The sequence below is a fragment of the Parahaliea aestuarii genome, from assembly GCF_008064635.1.
In the GTDB taxonomy this organism is placed as follows: Bacteria; Pseudomonadota; Gammaproteobacteria; order Pseudomonadales; family Halieaceae; genus Parahaliea; species Parahaliea aestuarii.
Map to the genome: position 1 here is coordinate 291,468 of NZ_VRYZ01000001.1, position 16,574 is coordinate 308,041.

The 16,574-nt window shown below is 64.1% G+C and carries 15 protein-coding genes; 11 read left to right on the forward strand and 4 right to left on the reverse strand.

From position 1 onward, the window contains the following. Window positions 1-69: 69 nt before the first annotated feature. Complete coding sequence (locus tag FVW59_RS01270) at window positions 70-1,953, reverse strand: gamma-glutamyltransferase family protein (protein ID WP_148062429.1); 1,884 nt, start codon at window positions 1,951-1,953, stop codon at window positions 70-72. Window positions 1,954-2,107: 154 nt separating this feature from the next. On the opposite strand from FVW59_RS01270, the gene nrdR reads away from it, so the two are divergent. The 9 genes from nrdR (at window position 2,108) to FVW59_RS01315 (ending at window position 8,632) form a co-directional block, all read left to right on the forward strand. After that, window positions 2,108-2,575 (forward strand): transcriptional regulator NrdR, encoded by a 468-nt coding sequence (nrdR, locus tag FVW59_RS01275; protein ID WP_148062430.1) that lies wholly within the window; start codon window positions 2,108-2,110, stop codon window positions 2,573-2,575. A 2-nt stretch (window positions 2,576-2,577) separates the two neighbouring features. Further along, window positions 2,578-3,681, forward strand: coding sequence for a bifunctional diaminohydroxyphosphoribosylaminopyrimidine deaminase/5-amino-6-(5-phosphoribosylamino)uracil reductase RibD (ribD, locus tag FVW59_RS01280; RefSeq protein ID WP_148062431.1), 1,104 nt, complete (start codon window positions 2,578-2,580; stop codon window positions 3,679-3,681). Window positions 3,682-3,709: 28 nt separating this feature from the next. Then, window positions 3,710-4,375 (forward strand): riboflavin synthase, encoded by a 666-nt coding sequence (locus tag FVW59_RS01285; protein ID WP_148062432.1) that lies wholly within the window; start codon window positions 3,710-3,712, stop codon window positions 4,373-4,375. Between the two features lie 16 nt (window positions 4,376-4,391). Then, a complete protein-coding gene (ribB, locus tag FVW59_RS01290; protein WP_148062433.1) occupies window positions 4,392-5,495 on the forward strand; it encodes a 3,4-dihydroxy-2-butanone-4-phosphate synthase in 1,104 nt (367 codons plus the stop codon). Window positions 5,496-5,532: 37 nt separating this feature from the next. After that, the gene (ribH, locus tag FVW59_RS01295) at window positions 5,533-6,006 is read left to right on the forward strand and encodes a 6,7-dimethyl-8-ribityllumazine synthase (protein ID WP_148062434.1); all 474 of its coding nucleotides are present in this window, start codon (window positions 5,533-5,535) and stop codon (window positions 6,004-6,006) included. Between the two features lie 7 nt (window positions 6,007-6,013). Next, complete coding sequence (nusB, locus tag FVW59_RS01300; RefSeq protein ID WP_281290164.1) at window positions 6,014-6,478, forward strand: transcription antitermination factor NusB; 465 nt, start codon at window positions 6,014-6,016, stop codon at window positions 6,476-6,478. A gap of 35 nt (window positions 6,479-6,513) precedes the next feature. Continuing rightward, window positions 6,514-7,434, forward strand: a complete 921-nt coding sequence (thiL, locus tag FVW59_RS01305) for a thiamine-phosphate kinase (RefSeq protein WP_148062436.1) — start codon at window positions 6,514-6,516, stop codon at window positions 7,432-7,434. Beyond that, window positions 7,431-7,898 carry a phosphatidylglycerophosphatase A family protein gene (locus FVW59_RS01310; protein WP_246139593.1) on the forward strand — a complete coding sequence of 156 codons (468 nt, stop codon included), beginning with the start codon at window positions 7,431-7,433 and terminating at the stop codon, window positions 7,896-7,898. Before thiL ends, FVW59_RS01310 begins: the two co-directional genes overlap by 4 nt. A gap of 98 nt (window positions 7,899-7,996) precedes the next feature. Then, window positions 7,997-8,632, forward strand: a complete 636-nt coding sequence (locus FVW59_RS01315; RefSeq protein WP_187275702.1) for a retropepsin-like aspartic protease family protein — start codon at window positions 7,997-7,999, stop codon at window positions 8,630-8,632. A 1-nt stretch (window position 8,633) separates the two neighbouring features. Here the strand turns inward: FVW59_RS01315 and FVW59_RS01320 are convergent, their stop codons facing one another. Continuing rightward, complete coding sequence (locus tag FVW59_RS01320) at window positions 8,634-9,986, reverse strand: alginate export family protein (RefSeq protein WP_187275703.1); 1,353 nt, start codon at window positions 9,984-9,986, stop codon at window positions 8,634-8,636. A 213-nt stretch (window positions 9,987-10,199) separates the two neighbouring features. Here FVW59_RS01320 and FVW59_RS01325 point away from each other — a divergent pair, with 213 nt between their 5' ends. Then, window positions 10,200-11,849, forward strand: coding sequence for a methyl-accepting chemotaxis protein (locus FVW59_RS01325; protein ID WP_148062439.1), 1,650 nt, complete (start codon window positions 10,200-10,202; stop codon window positions 11,847-11,849). A gap of 137 nt (window positions 11,850-11,986) precedes the next feature. On the opposite strand, the gene fusA is transcribed toward FVW59_RS01325, so the two are convergent. Continuing rightward, entirely contained in the window at window positions 11,987-14,074 is a 2,088-nt protein-coding gene (fusA, locus tag FVW59_RS01330) for an elongation factor G (protein ID WP_148062440.1), read from the reverse strand. Window positions 14,075-14,292: 218 nt separating this feature from the next. Beyond that, window positions 14,293-14,922, reverse strand: coding sequence for a LysE family translocator (locus FVW59_RS01335; protein WP_148062441.1), 630 nt, complete (start codon window positions 14,920-14,922; stop codon window positions 14,293-14,295). Between the two features lie 125 nt (window positions 14,923-15,047). On the opposite strand from FVW59_RS01335, the gene FVW59_RS01340 reads away from it, so the two are divergent. Next, window positions 15,048-16,409 carry an aminotransferase-like domain-containing protein gene (locus tag FVW59_RS01340; protein WP_222711392.1) on the forward strand — a complete coding sequence of 454 codons (1,362 nt, stop codon included), beginning with the start codon at window positions 15,048-15,050 and terminating at the stop codon, window positions 16,407-16,409. Window positions 16,410-16,574 lie beyond the last annotated feature (165 nt).

Genomic DNA, 16,574 nt, shown 5'->3' on the forward strand with positions numbered 1-16,574 from the left:
GTCCGCCCCGCTGTACCGGGTAAGCCGGTGGTCCTGCACAGCGGAGCGACGAATGGACGAATGCCCGCGTTACCAGGCGATCCCGTAGTCCTCGCCGTAATCCGACGCGCCACCCCACATCGTGCCGTGTTCGGCATCAAACCAGATAGCGGTGATCGGGCTGTAGGTGCGCTCGACCGTCTCCACGGTATAACCCATTTTCTCCAGTGCGGCGCGCGTGTAGGGCGTTACCTGGGGGGTTACTTCCAGTCGCCCCGGCTGGCTCTGGTGGGCGCCGAAGGAACTCTGCATCTGGTAGCTGGTGATGTTGTGGGCCTCGGCGGCCTGCTGCACGTTCATGTCGAATTCGACCATGTTGAGAAAGAACTGCAGCAGGTTCTGGTCCTGGGTGTCGCCGCCCTGCACCGAGAAGGCCATCAGCGGCTTGCCGTCTTTCAATGCCAGGCTAGGGGTGAGGGTGGCCCGCGGTCGCTTGCCGGGTGCGACTACGTTGTAGGGATTGATGCGCTCGTCCAGCACGAAGCTCTGCATGCGCTGTGACAGGCCGATGCCGGTATTGCCGGCGATGAAGGCGGGCACCCAGCCCCCCGAGGGCGTTACCGAGACCACCCAGCCTTCGGCGTCCGCCGCCTGGATGGAGGTGGTGCCGGCGAGGAAGCCCTCGTCGTGCGACATCAGTCCGGCCTGCTGGAAACCCTCGGCGCCCTCGGCGTCGCTGGAGGGAGGGATGGGTGTCCACTGTTGCAGCAGGTCCTTGAACGGGTTGCTGCCGCGCTGGAAGGCATAGGGGTCGCCGGGGCGGGCGTCGGGGTTGTTGCGCGCGGGGTCGATTTCCTTGCGCCGCGCGGCGGCGTATTGCTTCGACAGCAGGCCCGCGACCGGCTCTTCCGGCGGGAAGTAGGGGTCGCCGTAGTAGAAGTCGCGGTCGGCAAAGGCCAGGTTCATGGCCTGGTAGAGGGTGTGGATGTAGCGACTGCTGTTGTAGCCCATGCTCTTGAGGTCGTAGCCTTCGAGGATGTTCAGCGCCTGCAGCATGGCCGGCCCCTGCACCCAGGTGGTGAGCTTGTAGACATCGATGCCACGGTAGTTGGTGGTGACCGGTTCCTCGATGTGCACCTGCCAATTGGCCAGGTCCTCGCGGGTGAACAGGCCGCCGTGCTCGCGGGTGGCGCGCACAATTTCCGCGGCGATGTCGCCTTTATAGAAGCGTTCGTAGGCGGCGTAAATCGCCTCTTTGCGGCTCTTGCCGGCGGCCAGCGCTGCGGCTTCGGCATCAACCAGCTTTTGCAGGGTGGCCAGCAGGTCGGGCTGTTTGAAGATTTCGCCGGGGTAGGGGGCCGCGCGCTGCTGGCTGTCGTCGTCGAGGTGGGGCAGGAACACGCGGGTGGAGTCGGGCCACTGCAGGATGACGTCCCTGCGGCGCTCCATATTGTCTGCCTGTTGTGCTTCGATGGGGTAGCCACGGGCCATTTCCATGGAGGGAGCGAGCACCTCCGCCAGGCTCAGGGTGCCGAACTCTGCCAGCATGACCATCAGGCCGCCGGGGGTGCCGGGTGTGACTGCCGCCAGCGGGCCGTACTCCGGTGGGTAGACCATGCCCTGGTCGCGGAAAAATTCCGGCGTGGCGCCGGTGGGTGCGACCCCCAGGGCGTTGATGCCTTTGACCTCTCCGGTATGGGGGTTGTAGATCAGGGCCTGGGTTTCGCCGCCCCAGCTCAGTACGTCCCACATGGTGGCGGTGGCACCGAGCATGGCGCAGGCGGCGTCCACGGCGTTGCCGCCTTTGGCGAACATCATGGCGCCGGCAGTGGCGCCCAGCGGTTTGCCGGTGATGGCCACCCAGTGCTTACCGTGGAGCACCGGCTTGGTGGTGGGTTGGGCCGCGACCAGGGGTGCGGCGATGGACAGGGCGCAGACGGCGCCGAGTAAAACGCGTCGGGTGAAGGTCGGCATGATGGCTCCTTGTGTCTTTGGACGCAGGATAACAAAGCCGCCGCCGGGAGGCGCGCCCGCGGGTGAATGGTCATATTTCACAGGGCCGCGCCGCACAGATCTGGAACTGACTAAAATGTGTTAGTCTTCAGCCACTTAACTCAGGGGAAGGGCCATGCACTGCCCATTCTGCGCCGCCGACGACACGAAGGTCATCGACTCCCGCCTGGTTGCCGAGGGCGATCAGGTGCGCCGTCGTCGCGAGTGCCTGAGCTGCAAGGAGCGTTTCACCACCTACGAGGTGGCTGAACTGGTGATGCCGCGGGTGATCAAGCAGAACGGTGACCGCGAACCCTTCGACGAGAACAAACTGCGGGCGGGCTTCCAGCGCGCCCTGGAAAAGCGCCCGGTATCACTCGAGGATATCGAGGCCGCGATCAACCAGATCAAGCACGATCTGCGCGCGACCGGCGAACGCGAAGTCGGCTCGCGGGTGCTGGGCGAACTGGTGATGGACTCCCTGAAGCAACTCGACCAGGTGGCGTATGTGCGCTTTGCCTCGGTGTATCGCAGCTTCCAGGATATCGCCGAGTTTCGCGATGCCATTGAACGGCTGGAAAGCGATAGCGCCAGCAGCGCCTGAGCATGTTTTCTCCCCTCGATACCCGGATGATGGCGCGCGCCCTGCAGCTCGCCCGCCGCGGCCGCTTTCGCGCCGCTCCCAATCCCCATGTGGGCTGCGTGCTGGTGCGCGAGGGCGCGGTGATTGGCGAGGGTACGACGCAACCGGCGGGCGGCCATCACGCCGAAGTGGAGGCGCTGGCCATGGCCGGCGACGCCCGTGGCGCCACCGCTTATGTCACGCTGGAACCCTGCTCCCACCACGGCAAGACCGGCCCCTGCGCCGAGGCCCTGATTGCCGCCGGGGTAGTGCGGGTGGTGGCGGCGATGGAAGACCCCAATCCCCGGGTCGCCGGCGGCGGCCTGAGCAAGTTACGTGAGGCCGGCATCGCGGTGGACTGCGGCCTGCTGCAGAGCGAAGCGGAGGAGGTGATACCCGGGTTTATCGCCCGTATGCGCCGCGGTCGTGGCCGGGTCAGGGCCAAGCTGGCGATGAGCCTGGACGGTCGCACCGCCATGGCCTCTGGAGAGAGCCAGTGGATTACCGGCCCCGCGGCGCGGCAGGATGTGCAGCGCCTGCGTGCGGCGAGCTGCGCCATCGTTACCGGGGTGGGTACCGTGCTGGCGGACAACTGTTCCCTCACGGTGCGCCGCGAGCAACTCGACGCATCGTCTCTCGCGCAGGAAGCGGGGCAGCGGCAGCCCTTGCGCGTGGTGCTGGACAGCGCGCTGCAAACGCCCGCCGGGGCCAATATTCTGTCCGCCGACGCGCCGACCCTGCTTTGCCATACCGCGGGCGCCGGGGTGGAGTCCCACCTGCTGCCAGTGGATAGGGCCGAGCTGCCCGTGGCGGCGACGGGAATGGATCTGTCGGCATTAATGTCCCTGCTGGCAACGCGGCAATGCAATGAAATTCTGGTAGAATCTGGCCCCCGTTTGGCCGGGGCCATGCTGCAGGCCGGCCTGCTGGACGAACTGATCGTCTATATGGCCCCGGTTCTGATGGGCAGCAGTGCCAACCCCCTGCTGCATCTGCCGCTCGACAGCATGGCGCAGAAAGTGGCGCTTAAGGTGGTGGATGTGCGGCAGGTGGGAAGCGACTGGCGTTTTACGCTGGCGCCTGAGTAACGCTGCCGGCAGACAACAGGATTCCAACATGTTCACAGGTATCATCCAGGCCGTCGGCGAGATCGCCGCGCTACAGCCCAGTGGTGGCGACCTGCGTTTGCGGGTACGCAGCGCCGGCTTGCCGCTGCACGATGTGGCACTGGGCGACAGTATCGCCACCAACGGTGTGTGCCTGACGGTGACCGAGCTGCCCGGCGATGGCTACTGGGCCGATGTCAGTCGCGAAACGCTGGATTTCACCACCCTCGGTGCGCTGCAGGTGGGTTCCAGGGTCAATCTGGAAAAGGCCCTGACCCCGGCCAGCCGGCTCGGTGGGCATATTGTGTCGGGCCATGTGGATGGCGTCGGCGAGGTGGTGAGCCGTGCTGAAGATGGCCGCTCCATCCGCTTTGTGCTGCGCGCCCCGGATGCGCTGGCCAAATACATCGCCCACAAGGGCAGTATCACGGTGGATGGCACCAGCCTCACGGTGAACGCGGTGCGCGGTGCCGAGTTCGACCTGAATATTATTCCCCAGACCATGGCCGAGACCATTTTCGGCAATTACGCTCCCGGCAGCCGGGTCAACCTGGAAGTGGACCTGATAGCCCGCTACCTGGAACGGCTGGTGCTGGGGGAGGCGGCCGCCGATCCGCAGGCCGGCGGCCTGACCATGGCAACTTTGGCCGAGAACGGCTTTCTGCGCCGCCAGTAAGCGACAAGGATTTTCTATGCACGTCAATTCCGTAGACGAACTGATCAGCGACATCCGCCAGGGGCGGATGGTGGTGTTGCTGGACGACGACGCCGAGAGCCACAATGAAGGCGTGGTGATGGTGGCGGCGGAGCACTGCGATGCCAGTCATGTGAATTTCATGGCCCGCCAGGCCCGCGGTCTGGTCTGCCTCACCCTTACTGAAGATCGCTGCCGCCAGCTCGACCTGCCGCCGATGGTGAGCGAAGCGCGTGGCGAAAAGTCCAATTTCACCCTTTCCATCGAGGCTGCGGTGGGCATCGATACCGGTATTTCCGCCGCAGACCGCGCCCGCACGGTGCAGGCGGCAGTGGCGCCTCACGCGGTGCCCGCGGATATTGTCCAGCCGGGGCATATCTTCCCCCTCACGGCGATGCCCGGCGGCGTGCTGACCCGCGCCGGCCACACCGAGGCAGCCTCGGACTACGCGCGCCTGGCGGGTTTGATGCCGGCCGCGGTCATCGCCGATATCCTGACTCCGGCCGGTGAACTGGCGGACGGGCCCGCGCTGGTGGAGTTTGCCGCCCGGCACCAGCTCAAAATCGGCACGGTGGCGGACCTGATTCATTTCCGGCTGGCCAACGAGCGCACTATCCGCCGGGTGCGCGAGGGCGCGATCCAGACCGCCCACGGCGAGTTCCGGCTGACCGCCTATCGCGACCAGACCATGGGCGAAGTCCATATTGCCCTGTCCCGCGGCGAGATCCGCGCCGACCAGCCGACGCCGGTGCGAGTGCACGTCACCAGTACCCTGCGCGACCTGGTAACCACCGAATTGCCCGGGGGCGGGTCCTGGAGTCTGGGCAAGTGCCTGGACTACGTCGCCCGCGCGGAGCGCGGTGTGATCGTGTTGCTGGCCCGGGCCGAGGGCAGCGAGCAGATGCTGGCCAGCATTGATATGGCGCTCGGCGCCGAGCCGGCACCGAGCCACAGCGGCCAGGATACCTACACTACGGTGGGGCTGGGTTCCCAGATACTGAAGGACCTCGGCGTCGGCAAGATTCATCTGCTGGGTGCTCCCATCAAGTACAATGCCATCTCCGGGTTCGACCTGGAGGTGTTGGACTTTATCGAGCCTTAGTAGAATTCACAGCTCAGACGAATACGGATTACTCGACATGCACAATATCAAAACCCTGGAAGGTGACTTCACCCACAGCAAAGGCAACTATGCCCTGGTGGTCGGCCGCTGGAACAGCTTCGTGGTGGAACACCTGCTGGAAGGCGCGGTGGACACGCTGCGCCGTCACGGCGTGAATGAAAAGCAACTCACCATCGTGCGTGCCCCGGGGGCCTTCGAGATCCCGCTGGTCTGCCAGAAAGTGGCCAAAAGCGGCAAGTATGACGCCATCATTGCCCTCGGCGCGGTGATTCGCGGCGGTACGCCCCACTTCGAATACGTGGCCGGCGAGTGCACCAAGGGCCTGGCCCAGGTCAGCATGGAGCACGGCGTACCGGTGGCTTTCGGTGTACTGACGGTGGACTCCATCGAGCAGGCGGTGGAACGCTCCGGCACCAAGGCCGGTAACAAGGGCGCTGAGGCGGCACTGTCAGCGCTGGAAATGGTCAGCCTGATGGGCCAACTGGACTGAAATGACTGTGAGCAAAACCCCGGGCAATACCCTGGCGGCGCAGCGTCGCAAGGCCCGCCACTACGGCATGCAGGCCCTGTACCAGTGGTACATGGCCGAGGCGCCGCTGAATCAGATCGAGGCGGAGTTCCGCGCCGATTACGATTTCGATCATGTCGACAGCGACTATTTCAACGCGCTGCTGCACGAGGTTCCGGCGCGCGTCGACGAACTGGAAGAGGCCTTCACACCGCTGCTTGACCGCAAACTGGAAGAGCTCGACCCTATCGAGCGCACTCTGCTGCGCATGGGGACCTGGGAACTGGCCCACCGTATCGACGTGCCCTACAAGGTGGCGATCAACGAGGCCGTCTCGCTGGCGAAAAAATTCGGTGCCACCGACAGCCACAAGTACATCAATGGGGTGCTGGACAAGCTGGCCCGTGAACTGCGGCGGGTGGAAGTGGCCGCCGATCAGTCCGCCGGCGCCTGATCGCACTGGCGCGCCGCAGTTCGCACTGAGTCATCATGGCCGCCTCGGAATTTGAACTCATCTATCGCTACTTCGCCTCCCTGGGCCGCGGTCCGGGGGTACGGCTTGGCGTAGGCGATGATTGCGCGCTGCTGCGGGTGCCCGCCGGCGAGGATCTCGCCACGTCGATGGATACTCTGGTTGCCGGGGTCCACTTCCCCGCCGATGCCTTTCCCGAGGACATCGGTTTTCGCGCCGTGGCCGTGGCGGCCTCGGACCTGGCCGCCGTTGGCGCCCAGCAGCTCGGAATGACCCTCGCCCTGACCCTGCCCGAGGCCGATGAGCTGTGGTTGAAGGCCTTCAGCGAAGGGGTGGCGGCAGCCGTATCCGCTTTTGACCTGCCGCTGGTGGGGGGCGATATGACCCGCGGGCCACTGGCGATTACCGTGCAGGTGCTGGGCTCGGTGCCCGAGGGCAGGGCCCTGCTGCGCAGCGGTGCCCAGGTGGGGGATCAGCTCTGTGTGAGCGGCACGCTCGGGGATGCCGCGGCGGCGCTGCTGGTGCTGGAAGGTCTGTGGACCGGCAGCGGCGAGTCCGCGGATTACCTGGAGCAGCGCTACTATCGCCCGTCGGCCCGTCTCGGGCTGGGGCGCCTGCTGCGGGACGGAGCCAGCGCGGCGATCGATATCTCCGATGGCCTGCTGGCGGACGCCGGCCATATTGCCGCCGCCAGCGGTGTGCGGCTGCAGATTGATCCGCAGCAGATTCCCCTGTCGTCGGCCCTGAAATCCCACCCCGATCGCGAACAGGCACTGCAGTGGGCGCTGACCGGCGGCGACGACTACGAGTTGTGCTTCACCCTGCCCGCTGCGGCGCCGGTGCCGCCCCTGTGCACCCGTATCGGCGAAGTGACCGCGGGTGAGGGAGTCGATTGCGGCCTCGATCTGGTGCAGGCGGGATACCGGCATTTCCCGTGACGCGGCCAAACCTTACATCCCCTGTTCACTTCCTCGCTTTCGGTCTCGGCTCCGGCCTGGCGCCCCGGGCGCCGGGCACCTTCGGCACCCTGGCTGCGGTGCCACTCTACCTGCTCGCCGCGCAACTGGGCCTGGTCGCCTACTCCGCTTTCCTGGTCCTCACTTTTGCACTCGGCGTCTATCTTTGTGGCCGCACCAGTCGCGAGCTGGGAGTACACGATCACCCGGGCATTGTGTGGGACGAATTTGTCGGGTACTGGATTACCATGTGCGCGGCCCCGGCCGGTTGGCTGTGGGTGGCGACGGGCTTCGTACTGTTCCGGATTTTCGACATTCTCAAGCCCTGGCCGATTGGCTGGCTGGACCGGCGGGTGCACGGCGGGCTGGGTATCATGCTGGATGACGTGGTGGCCGGATTGATCGCCTGGGCCTGCCTGCAGGGTGTGGTACAGCTGGTCGCCTGATGCCGACCCACACTTCAAGCATCAAACGTGGCCAGAAGCCAGCCAAAGTGATCGTCAGCCCCTATACTGGGGCAACATTTCCGACAACGGTTCCCGCGATGACCCGTACTCTGGCCTTTGTGTTGACCTGGTGCCTGCTGGCGGCGCCTGCCCAGGCGGTTACCCTGGTGGTTGAAGCGCTAATGCCGAACACGGCGGTCATTACCATCGACGGCACCCGCAAAACGCTGCGTGCCGGCCAGAGCCACGGCGGGGTCACGCTGATCAGTGCAGATGCCAGCGCCGCAGTGGTGGAAGTGAACGGCCAGCGGCAGACCGTGCGCATGCACCAGCACATTACCGGCAGTTACCAGGCGCCCACCTCCCGTGTGGTGAGCATCCCCCGGGATGCTCGGCTGCAGTACCGCACCACCGCCCACCTCAACGGCCGCAGCATGCAGGTGATCGTCGATACCGGTGCCAACGTGGTCGCCATGAACAGCGCCCACGCCCGCAGCCTGGGAGTGGATTTTGCCAGCGGCCAGCCGACCCGGATGGAAACCGCCAGCGGCATCACCAGGGCCTGGGCGGTCCAGCTCTACAGCGTGGATGTCGGCGGCATCCGGGTCGACAATGTGCAGGCCGTGGTGGCCGAAGGCAGCTTTCCCAGTGATATTCTGCTGGGCATGACTTACCTCCGGCACGTCACCATGAGCGAGGAGGGCGGCGTGCTCTCCCTGAGCAGGGAATGGTGATCTAGAAGCTGAGATTGGCCTGAAGGTAGAGATAGTACTTGTCGTCGATACCGCGATCCTTGAGTGCATCGCTGGCATTGAAGTAGGTCAGGCCGCTTTCCAGTTGCAGTCGACTGGGAATGACCTGCCAGCGCAATACCGTTTCCAGCTGGCTGCCCAGGTGCTTGTCGCCGCCAGGGATGGCTTCGGCCAGGCCGGTTCTGGGGCTGGGTGCGGCGGCCGTGGCCAGCCAGGCGTCGCGCAACTCCATGAACAGGCGCCAGTCCCCGGCGGGTTTCAGTTCCAGGCGCACGGCCGGGGAGCTGATGTTGTTGCGCGCCAGCAATCCGTAAATCCCGGTGGGTCCGAAATCGCTGCGCGGTATGCCGTAGAGCGAGTCCAGGCCATTGTTCTCGTTGTCGTCGGGGTCGCGGTCGCCGCTGGCGTAGTCGTAGTGTGCCTGCAGCCGCGGCTGCCAGGGGGCATCAAAGCTGTAGCCCAGTTCGGCGTGCAGGAAGCTGGCTGAGTGATCCAGTGAATCCGTGTTGGTGGCCGAGCTGCTCAGGCGCGAACGCCCCTCCTGCTGCAGTGCTTCAAACTCATAGTCCCAATGGCTGGTTTGCGGATTGCGCAGCAGGCGCACGCCAACGCTGTAAAGCTCGCGATTGCGCGTTTGCAGGTCGGCGCTGTCGCGCTCCTTGAGTGTCAGCAGGTAGATTTCGCCCTGGCTGTCAAAGGGCAGGCGGCTGGTTTCATACATCAGTCCGCCGAACTGCTGATTCTCGTGTGAGCGGTCGCTTTTCATTTTGTTGTCGCGCGGGTCGCCGTCAAAGCGGCGCTCCACGGGTAGGCTGTAAAAGGCACGCACCGTATCCTGTTCGCCGAGTTGCCAACGCGCATTAACGCCGTCGAAGGCGTTGATGGTATTGCGGTAGCGGTTGCGAGCCATGAAACGCCGGCTGCCAAGATCCTGGGTGAATCGCCCCAGCTTTACCTGCCACTGATCATCACCTACCCAGACGTAGCCCTGCAGGATGTCCAGCGGATTGACCATGGCACTGTTGACGGGGGTGTCATCTTCCACCCAGAAAATGCGGCTGTCGGCGAGCTCCAGGGTGGCGCCGCTGTGTTCGAAATTGAGGTCTGCCCGCAGCGTGGTGCGCTCCACGAGGGCATGATCTTCGCGTTGGCCGCTGTCGAAATCCTGGTTCAGGTATTCCACGCGGGTCTGCAGCGTGCCCGATAGCGACAGCCAGGAGGGCAGCTGCAGGTTGCTCTCGGAAGGGGCGGCGCTGGCGAATGACGCGGTACAGAGGAGACCGCAGAGCAGGGTGCGACGGGCGGATCGCTTCGCAGGTAATGGATGATAAAACATGAATAGCGTACTCGCTGGATGAATTGTTTCCCGATAAGGGCTGATTGGTACTGACAATATCGTCCACGGGTGGCGCGGCTTTAACGCGGAGTCGGGCTCGCGGCTAAAGATAATGCGCCTGGCACCGATATTAGCCCTGTAGCGGCAGCTTGTCTGGTGCTGCCTCATCAGAATGAAGTCGCCGGGCGTTGCCGCCGGTCAGGAGAATTGCCAGTGTCACTCAAGTTAAATCGTATCAATATCAAATATGGCGCCGCATTTGTAGCGGTTTCCCTGTCACTCATCTTTGTTGCTGTCGTGGATATGTTGCTGGTCAATTCGGTGCGCGATCGCATGGTGTCCTTCAGCGACGTATTCAATGTGGCTACCTCTGAAGTGCTCAACGCCGATCGCGACCTGTACCAGGCGCGAATGGCGGAATCTGCCTATGTCCATAGCGAAGCCGGTTCGGCGCAGCGCGAAGCGCTGCGGCTGGATTTTGAGGAGAACGCTGTCCAGGCACAGGAGCGGATCGAGAAATTCGCCGCCATTCTGGCTGATTACCCCGATGTACTGCTGGCGCTTGAGGGCTTCGAGGAGCGCTACACCGAGTGGTTGCAGCAGGCGGGGCAGTCGCTGGAGCTGGCGGATGCGGGTGAGTCGGACGCCGCCGTGGAGCATTTTGGCAGCGGCTCGCTGGCCAGTTTTGATGCGCTGCGGGAAATGTATAACCAGGCCGGCGAGGCAGTGGATCGCAAGGTGGACGAGTTGGGGCTCGCCACGCAGGCACGAGTGCGTTCGCAGCAACTGTGGGTGGGTGGATTCGCCCTGGTTGTCGGCATTGCCGCAGTGTTGGTTGCGCTGATCGGGCCGCACATGATGTCCCGGGCCATTCGTCAGGTCAGCAACCGGATTCGCGAAATCACCGAGGGAGACGGCGACCTGACCGCGCGCATCGAGAGTCGGCGCGGGGACGAGATTGGCGAACTCGCCAGTCAGTTCAACGCATTCATCAGCCGCATGGACAGCACGCTGCTGTCGGTACGCGAGAGCGCCGAGCGGGTCAGTGGCGCCTCCCTCGATATTTCCCGCGGTGCGGAGGAACTGGCCTCCCGCACCGAGGAGTCCTCGGCCAACCTGCATGAAACCTCGGCTTCGATGGAAGAGATCACCATCACTGTGCGCCACACGGCCGATGCCACCCAGCAGGCCAACGGCCTGATCAATAACGCCGTCGGCATTGCTCGTCGCGGCAGTACAGGAATGCGCGAAGTGGAGCAGACCATGGACAAGATCAATGAGTCCTCGGCAAAAATCCGCGACATCGTGACCCTGATTGACGGCGTCGCCTTCCAGACCAACATCCTGGCCCTCAATGCCTCGGTCGAGGCGGCGCGTGCCGGCGAGCACGGCCGCGGCTTTGCCGTGGTCGCCCAGGAAGTGCGCACGCTGGCGGGCCGCTGCAGCGACGCTTCCCACGAAATTCGCGATCTGGTTGAGGCCTCGGTTGGCATCACCCGCTCCGGAGCCGAACAGGTAGTGAGCGCCGGCCGGACCATGGAAGAGATCGTTCAGAGCATCGAAAAGGTAACGGCGGTCATCCAGGAGATCAGCACCGGCGCCGAAGAGCAGAGCAAGGGTATCGGCCAGGTGAACACCGCAGTGGCCGAACTGGATGTGATGACCCAGCACAACGCGAGCATGGTGGAGGGCACGGCTACTGCCGCGGAGCAGATGCGGCAGCAGGCGCACAACCTGATGGCGCTGCTGTCGAGCTTCCGTCTAGGACAGCAGGTTGTAGCAGAGCAACAGGATGCTGAAATTATGCAGCGCGATGCCGCTGCTGCGCCCCGTGCCCTGCCTTCCCTGAAAAGGGCCGCGTGACATTGTGACCGTCAGCGGGGCGGCATAGTTCGCCCCGCAGGCAGCTGCAGCGAAGCCTGTAACACAGGCACAAAAAAGCCGGCATCTAGCCGGCTTTTTTGTGGGTGGGCGGCACCGCCGCCCTTCAGGATGCGGCTTTAGCCGGCTTTTTTCTTGCGCTCAGCCACTTCGGCAATGACCTGCTCGGCCACGTTCTGCGGGCAGGGCAGATAGTGTGAGAACTCCATGGAGAACTGGCCACGGCCGGAGGTCATGGTGCGCAGGTGACCGATGTAGCCAAACATTTCGGACAGCGGAACGTCGGCCTTGATGCGAACGCCGGTCGGGCCGGGCTCCTGGTCCTTGATCATGCCGCGACGACGGTTCAGGTCGCCGATGACATCGCCCACGTGATCTTCCGGGGTGAACACGTCCACCTTCATGATCGGTTCGATCAGCTGCGGGGAAGCCTTGGGCATGGACTGGCGGAAGGCGCCCTTGGCGGCCAGTTCGAAGGCGATGGCCGAGGAGTCCACGGCGTGGAAGCCGCCGTCGTAGAGCTCGACTTCAACGTCCAGCACCGGGAAACCGGCGATCGGCCCCTGCGCCATCATGACCTTGAAGCCTTTCTCGATGGCCGGGAAGAATTCCTTCGGTACGTTACCGCCGACAACGCTGGAGGTGAACGCAAAGCCGGAACCCGGCTCGCCGGGACGGATGCGGTAGTCGATCTTGCCGAACTGGCCGGAACCGCCGGACTGCTTCTTGTGGGTGTAGCTGTCTTCGATCGCCTGGGTGATGGTCTCGCGGTAGGCAACCTGGGGCTTGCCGACATTCAGCTCCACACCGTAGGTGCGCTTGAGGATGTCGACCTTGATGTCCAGGTGCAGTTCGCCCATGCCCTTGAGGATGGTTTCGCCGGAATCTTCGTCGGTCTCGACGCGGAAGGAGGGATCCTCGGCCACCAGTTTACCGATGGCGATGCCCATCTTCTCGACGCTGCCCTTGTCTTTCGGCGCCACGGCGATGGAGATTACCGGCTCCGGGAAGACCATCGCTTCCAGGGTACAGGGGTGATCCGGGTCACACAGGGTGTGGCCGGTCTGCACGTTCTTCATACCGACGATGGCGATGATGTCGCCGGCCTGGGCAGAGCTCAGTTCGGTGCGCTCGTCAGCCTGCATCTCCACCATGCGGCCCACCCGTTCGGTCTTGCCGGTGAAGCTGTTGAGGATGGTGTCGCCCTTGTTCAGGCGGCCGGAGTAGAGACGCACAAAGGTCAGGGCGCCGAAACGGTCGTCCATGATCTTGAACGCCAGCGCGCGCAGGGGCTCGTCGGCGCTGACAGTAGCGAACTCGCCAGTCTCGTTGCCTTCTTCATCGGTCAGCGGTTGCGGGTCAACTTCGTTCGGGGCCGGCAGGTAGTCGACAACGGCATCCAGCACCAGTTGCATACCCTTGTTCTTGAACGCAGAACCACAGAAGGTGGGGAAGAACTCGAGGTCGCGGGTCCCCTTGCGGATGCAGCGCTTGATGTCGTCGATGGTGGGCTCTTCGCCATCCATGTACGCCATCAGCAGGTCGTCGTCCATTTCCAGGGCGGTTTCGATCAGGTACTCGCGGTATTCGGCTACATCGTCCACCATGTCGGCGGGCACGTCTTCGATGTTGTAGTTTTCCGGCTGGCCGGACTCGTCCCAGACGTAGGCTTTGTTTTCCAGCAGGTCGACAACGCCCTTGAACTCGTCTTCGCGGCCGATCGGCAGGGTCATCACCAGCGGTTTGGCGCCGAGCACCTTCTTCACCTGCTCAACGACCTTGAGGAAATCCGCGCCGATGCGATCCAGCTTGTTGACGAAGATGATACGGGCCACTTCGGATTCGTTGGCATAGCGCCAGTTGGTTTCGGACTGGGGCTCAACGCCGCCGGAACCACAGAATACGCCGATACCGCCGTCCAGAACTTTCAGGGAGCGGTAAACCTCAACGGTGAAGTCAACGTGCCCGGGGGTGTCGATGACGTTCAGTCGGTGGCCCTTCCAGGCACAGGTCACGGCAGCGGACTGAATGGTGATGCCGCGCTCGGCTTCCTGCTCCATGAAGTCGGTGGTGGATTCACCCTCGTGTACCTCGCCCAGCTTGTGGATTTTGCCGGTGAGCTTGAGGATACGCTCGGTGGTGGTGGTTTTACCGGCGTCTACGTGGGCGAAGATACCGATATTGCGATACAGAGACAGGTCAGACATGACACCTTCCAGTGACTAAAATTTGGTCAAAAAAAACAGGGCGCAAGGGTACAGGAAAACGCACCCGGTTGGGAGTGGGCACACTGTGTATTTCCACCGTTTTTGCGGCCTGCAGGGGTCGAGTGTGGAAAAAGGCCAAAATCCACCTCCTCAGGGGGCGGCGCGGCGGGGCGCTTGCCCCGAAGGCGGGGTGCGGCACCCCTGCCCGCGCCCGATCCTTACCAGATAAAGGCCAGGCAGGTCGCCGTGAGCACGCCCATGCAGCGGTTGAACCAGCGCCAGCTGTTGGGCGACGACAGTATTTGCCCTAGCAGTACGCCGAAGGCCGCCCAGCCAGACGTCAGGGGGAAGCCTACGAGCATGAAGATGGCCACAATCAGTCCGGCCGACCCCCAGTAGCCCTCGCCCGCGGCGGTGAAGGACCCCACCGCGGTAATGGCCATGGCCCAGGCCTTGGGATTGACGTACTGGAACAGCAGGGCCTCGTGAAAGCGCATGGGGCGAGCTGTGGTCTCGCCGGGCTGCAGCGAGCGCCGTGCCGGGGGCGGTGCCGTACCGATGCGCCAGGCCAGATAGAGCAGGTAGCCGCTGGCGAGCAGGCGCAGACCCTGTTGCAGCGCCGGGAAGGTCTCGAACAGTACACCCAGTCCGCCGGCGACCGTGCCGATCAGGCTGGCAACACCCAGCGATACGCCGAGCAGGTGGGGCAGGGTGCGGGTAAAGCCGAAATTGGCGCCGGACGCGGTCAGCATAATGTTGTTGGGGCCTGGCGTGCCGGTCATGGCGGCGGCGAATACAGCGATAGAGATCAGCAGTTGCAGGTTGGTGTCCACGGCGGGTATTTCCATATTGTATCGATACAAAAAAAGATAGTTCTTGAATTGTGTCTATCTGTTGCGGAAGAATGACGCTATCAGGGAATTTGGAGGGGCGCAAAAGCTTTATTGTCACCATGACATTTGCGGATATCAGCTTGAATAATGAAGGGGTTCCCCTCTACCGCCAACTGGCGGACATTCTGGCCCAGCGCATCGGGCGGGGTGAGTTGGCGCCGGGAGATCGCCTGCCCACTCACCGGGCCCTGGCCGATGCGGTCGGCGTGACGATTGGCACGGTCACCCGGGCTTACGCCGAGGCGGAGCGGCGCGGTCTGGTGGAGGCCCGCGTCGGGGCAGGCACCTTTGTGCGGCGCGCACAGGGGCCGGGCTGGAGCTTCGAACAGCACGACAAGCAGACACGCACTCTGGGTTACAACATTCCACCCGCCATTGACCGGGCCGGGGTGCTGCAGCGGGCCCTGCGGCAGCTCGCGGATCACGGCGCTACGCTCAACCAGTTAATGCTGTATCAGTCGCCGCAGGGGATTGCCGAGCACCGCCAGTGCCTGGCGCAGTGGCTGGGGCGTCTCGGGGTGTCACTGGACCCGGAGCGCCTGCTGTTCACCTCCGGCGCCCAGCACGGGGTGCAGCTGGCCCTGCAGACGCTGTGCCGGCCGGGGGATAATGTGCTCTGCGAGCGCCTGACCTACCCGGGTTTGCTCAGCCTGGCCCGTCAGCAACACCTGCATGTCCGCCCGGTGGAAATGGACAGCGAGGGCCTGCTGCCGGAAGCGGTCGACGCCGCCTGCCGTCAGCACCGTCCGCGACTGCTGTATGTTACGCCCACCATTCAGAACCCGACCACCGCCACACTCGGCGATGCGCGACGGGACGCGATTATTGGCGTATGTCGGGAGCACAATGTGGTCGTGCTTGAGGATGACGTACACGGTCTTCTGCCGCGGCAGCGGCCGGCTCCGCTGGTCAATCGGGACCCGGGCGCGGTGATCCACGTGGGCGGGCTCGGCAAGGCGCTTGCCCCGGGTTTGCGCCTGGGTTACCTGCAGGCGCCGGCGGAGTACCGCGACGCCTTGGTGGCCGGCATTCAGAATCACAGCTGGATGATCAGCCCGCTGCTCACCGCCCTGGCAACCCTGCTAATTGAGCAGGGAGCCGCCGACCGCCTGCTGCAGGCGGTACAGTCAGAAATGGAGGTGCGCTGGGAGTGTGCCGCGGCGTGTTTATCGGGATATCGGCTCAGGTTCCACCCCCAGGGTTTCCACGGCTGGCTGGAGTTGCCCGATGAGCTGCCGTTGAGCGAATGCCTGATGCAGGCCAGGGCCCGCGGGCTGGATGTAAAATCCGCCGAGCTGTTTGCCACGCCGGGTTGCCCGGCGCCACCGGCCATTCGCCTGGCTGCGAGCGCGCCCGCCAGCATCGACGAGCTGGCGCAGGCACTGGGCTTGCTGCGCGAGGTGCTGGCCGGGGGCGGCCCGCGAGACGCCTTTACCCTCTAACCTGCATACCCGGTGCCCGGGGTCATTCCTCCGGGCTGCGCCCGCCGTGTAGTCCGCCTCGTGGTCGGGGGTGGCGCCGTCGAAATCAGGCTTGACTGGCCCATACCCCATCTATAGAATGCCGCCTCCTCTTTGACCGGGGGTGGTTTCCTATGCCTTTTTGCC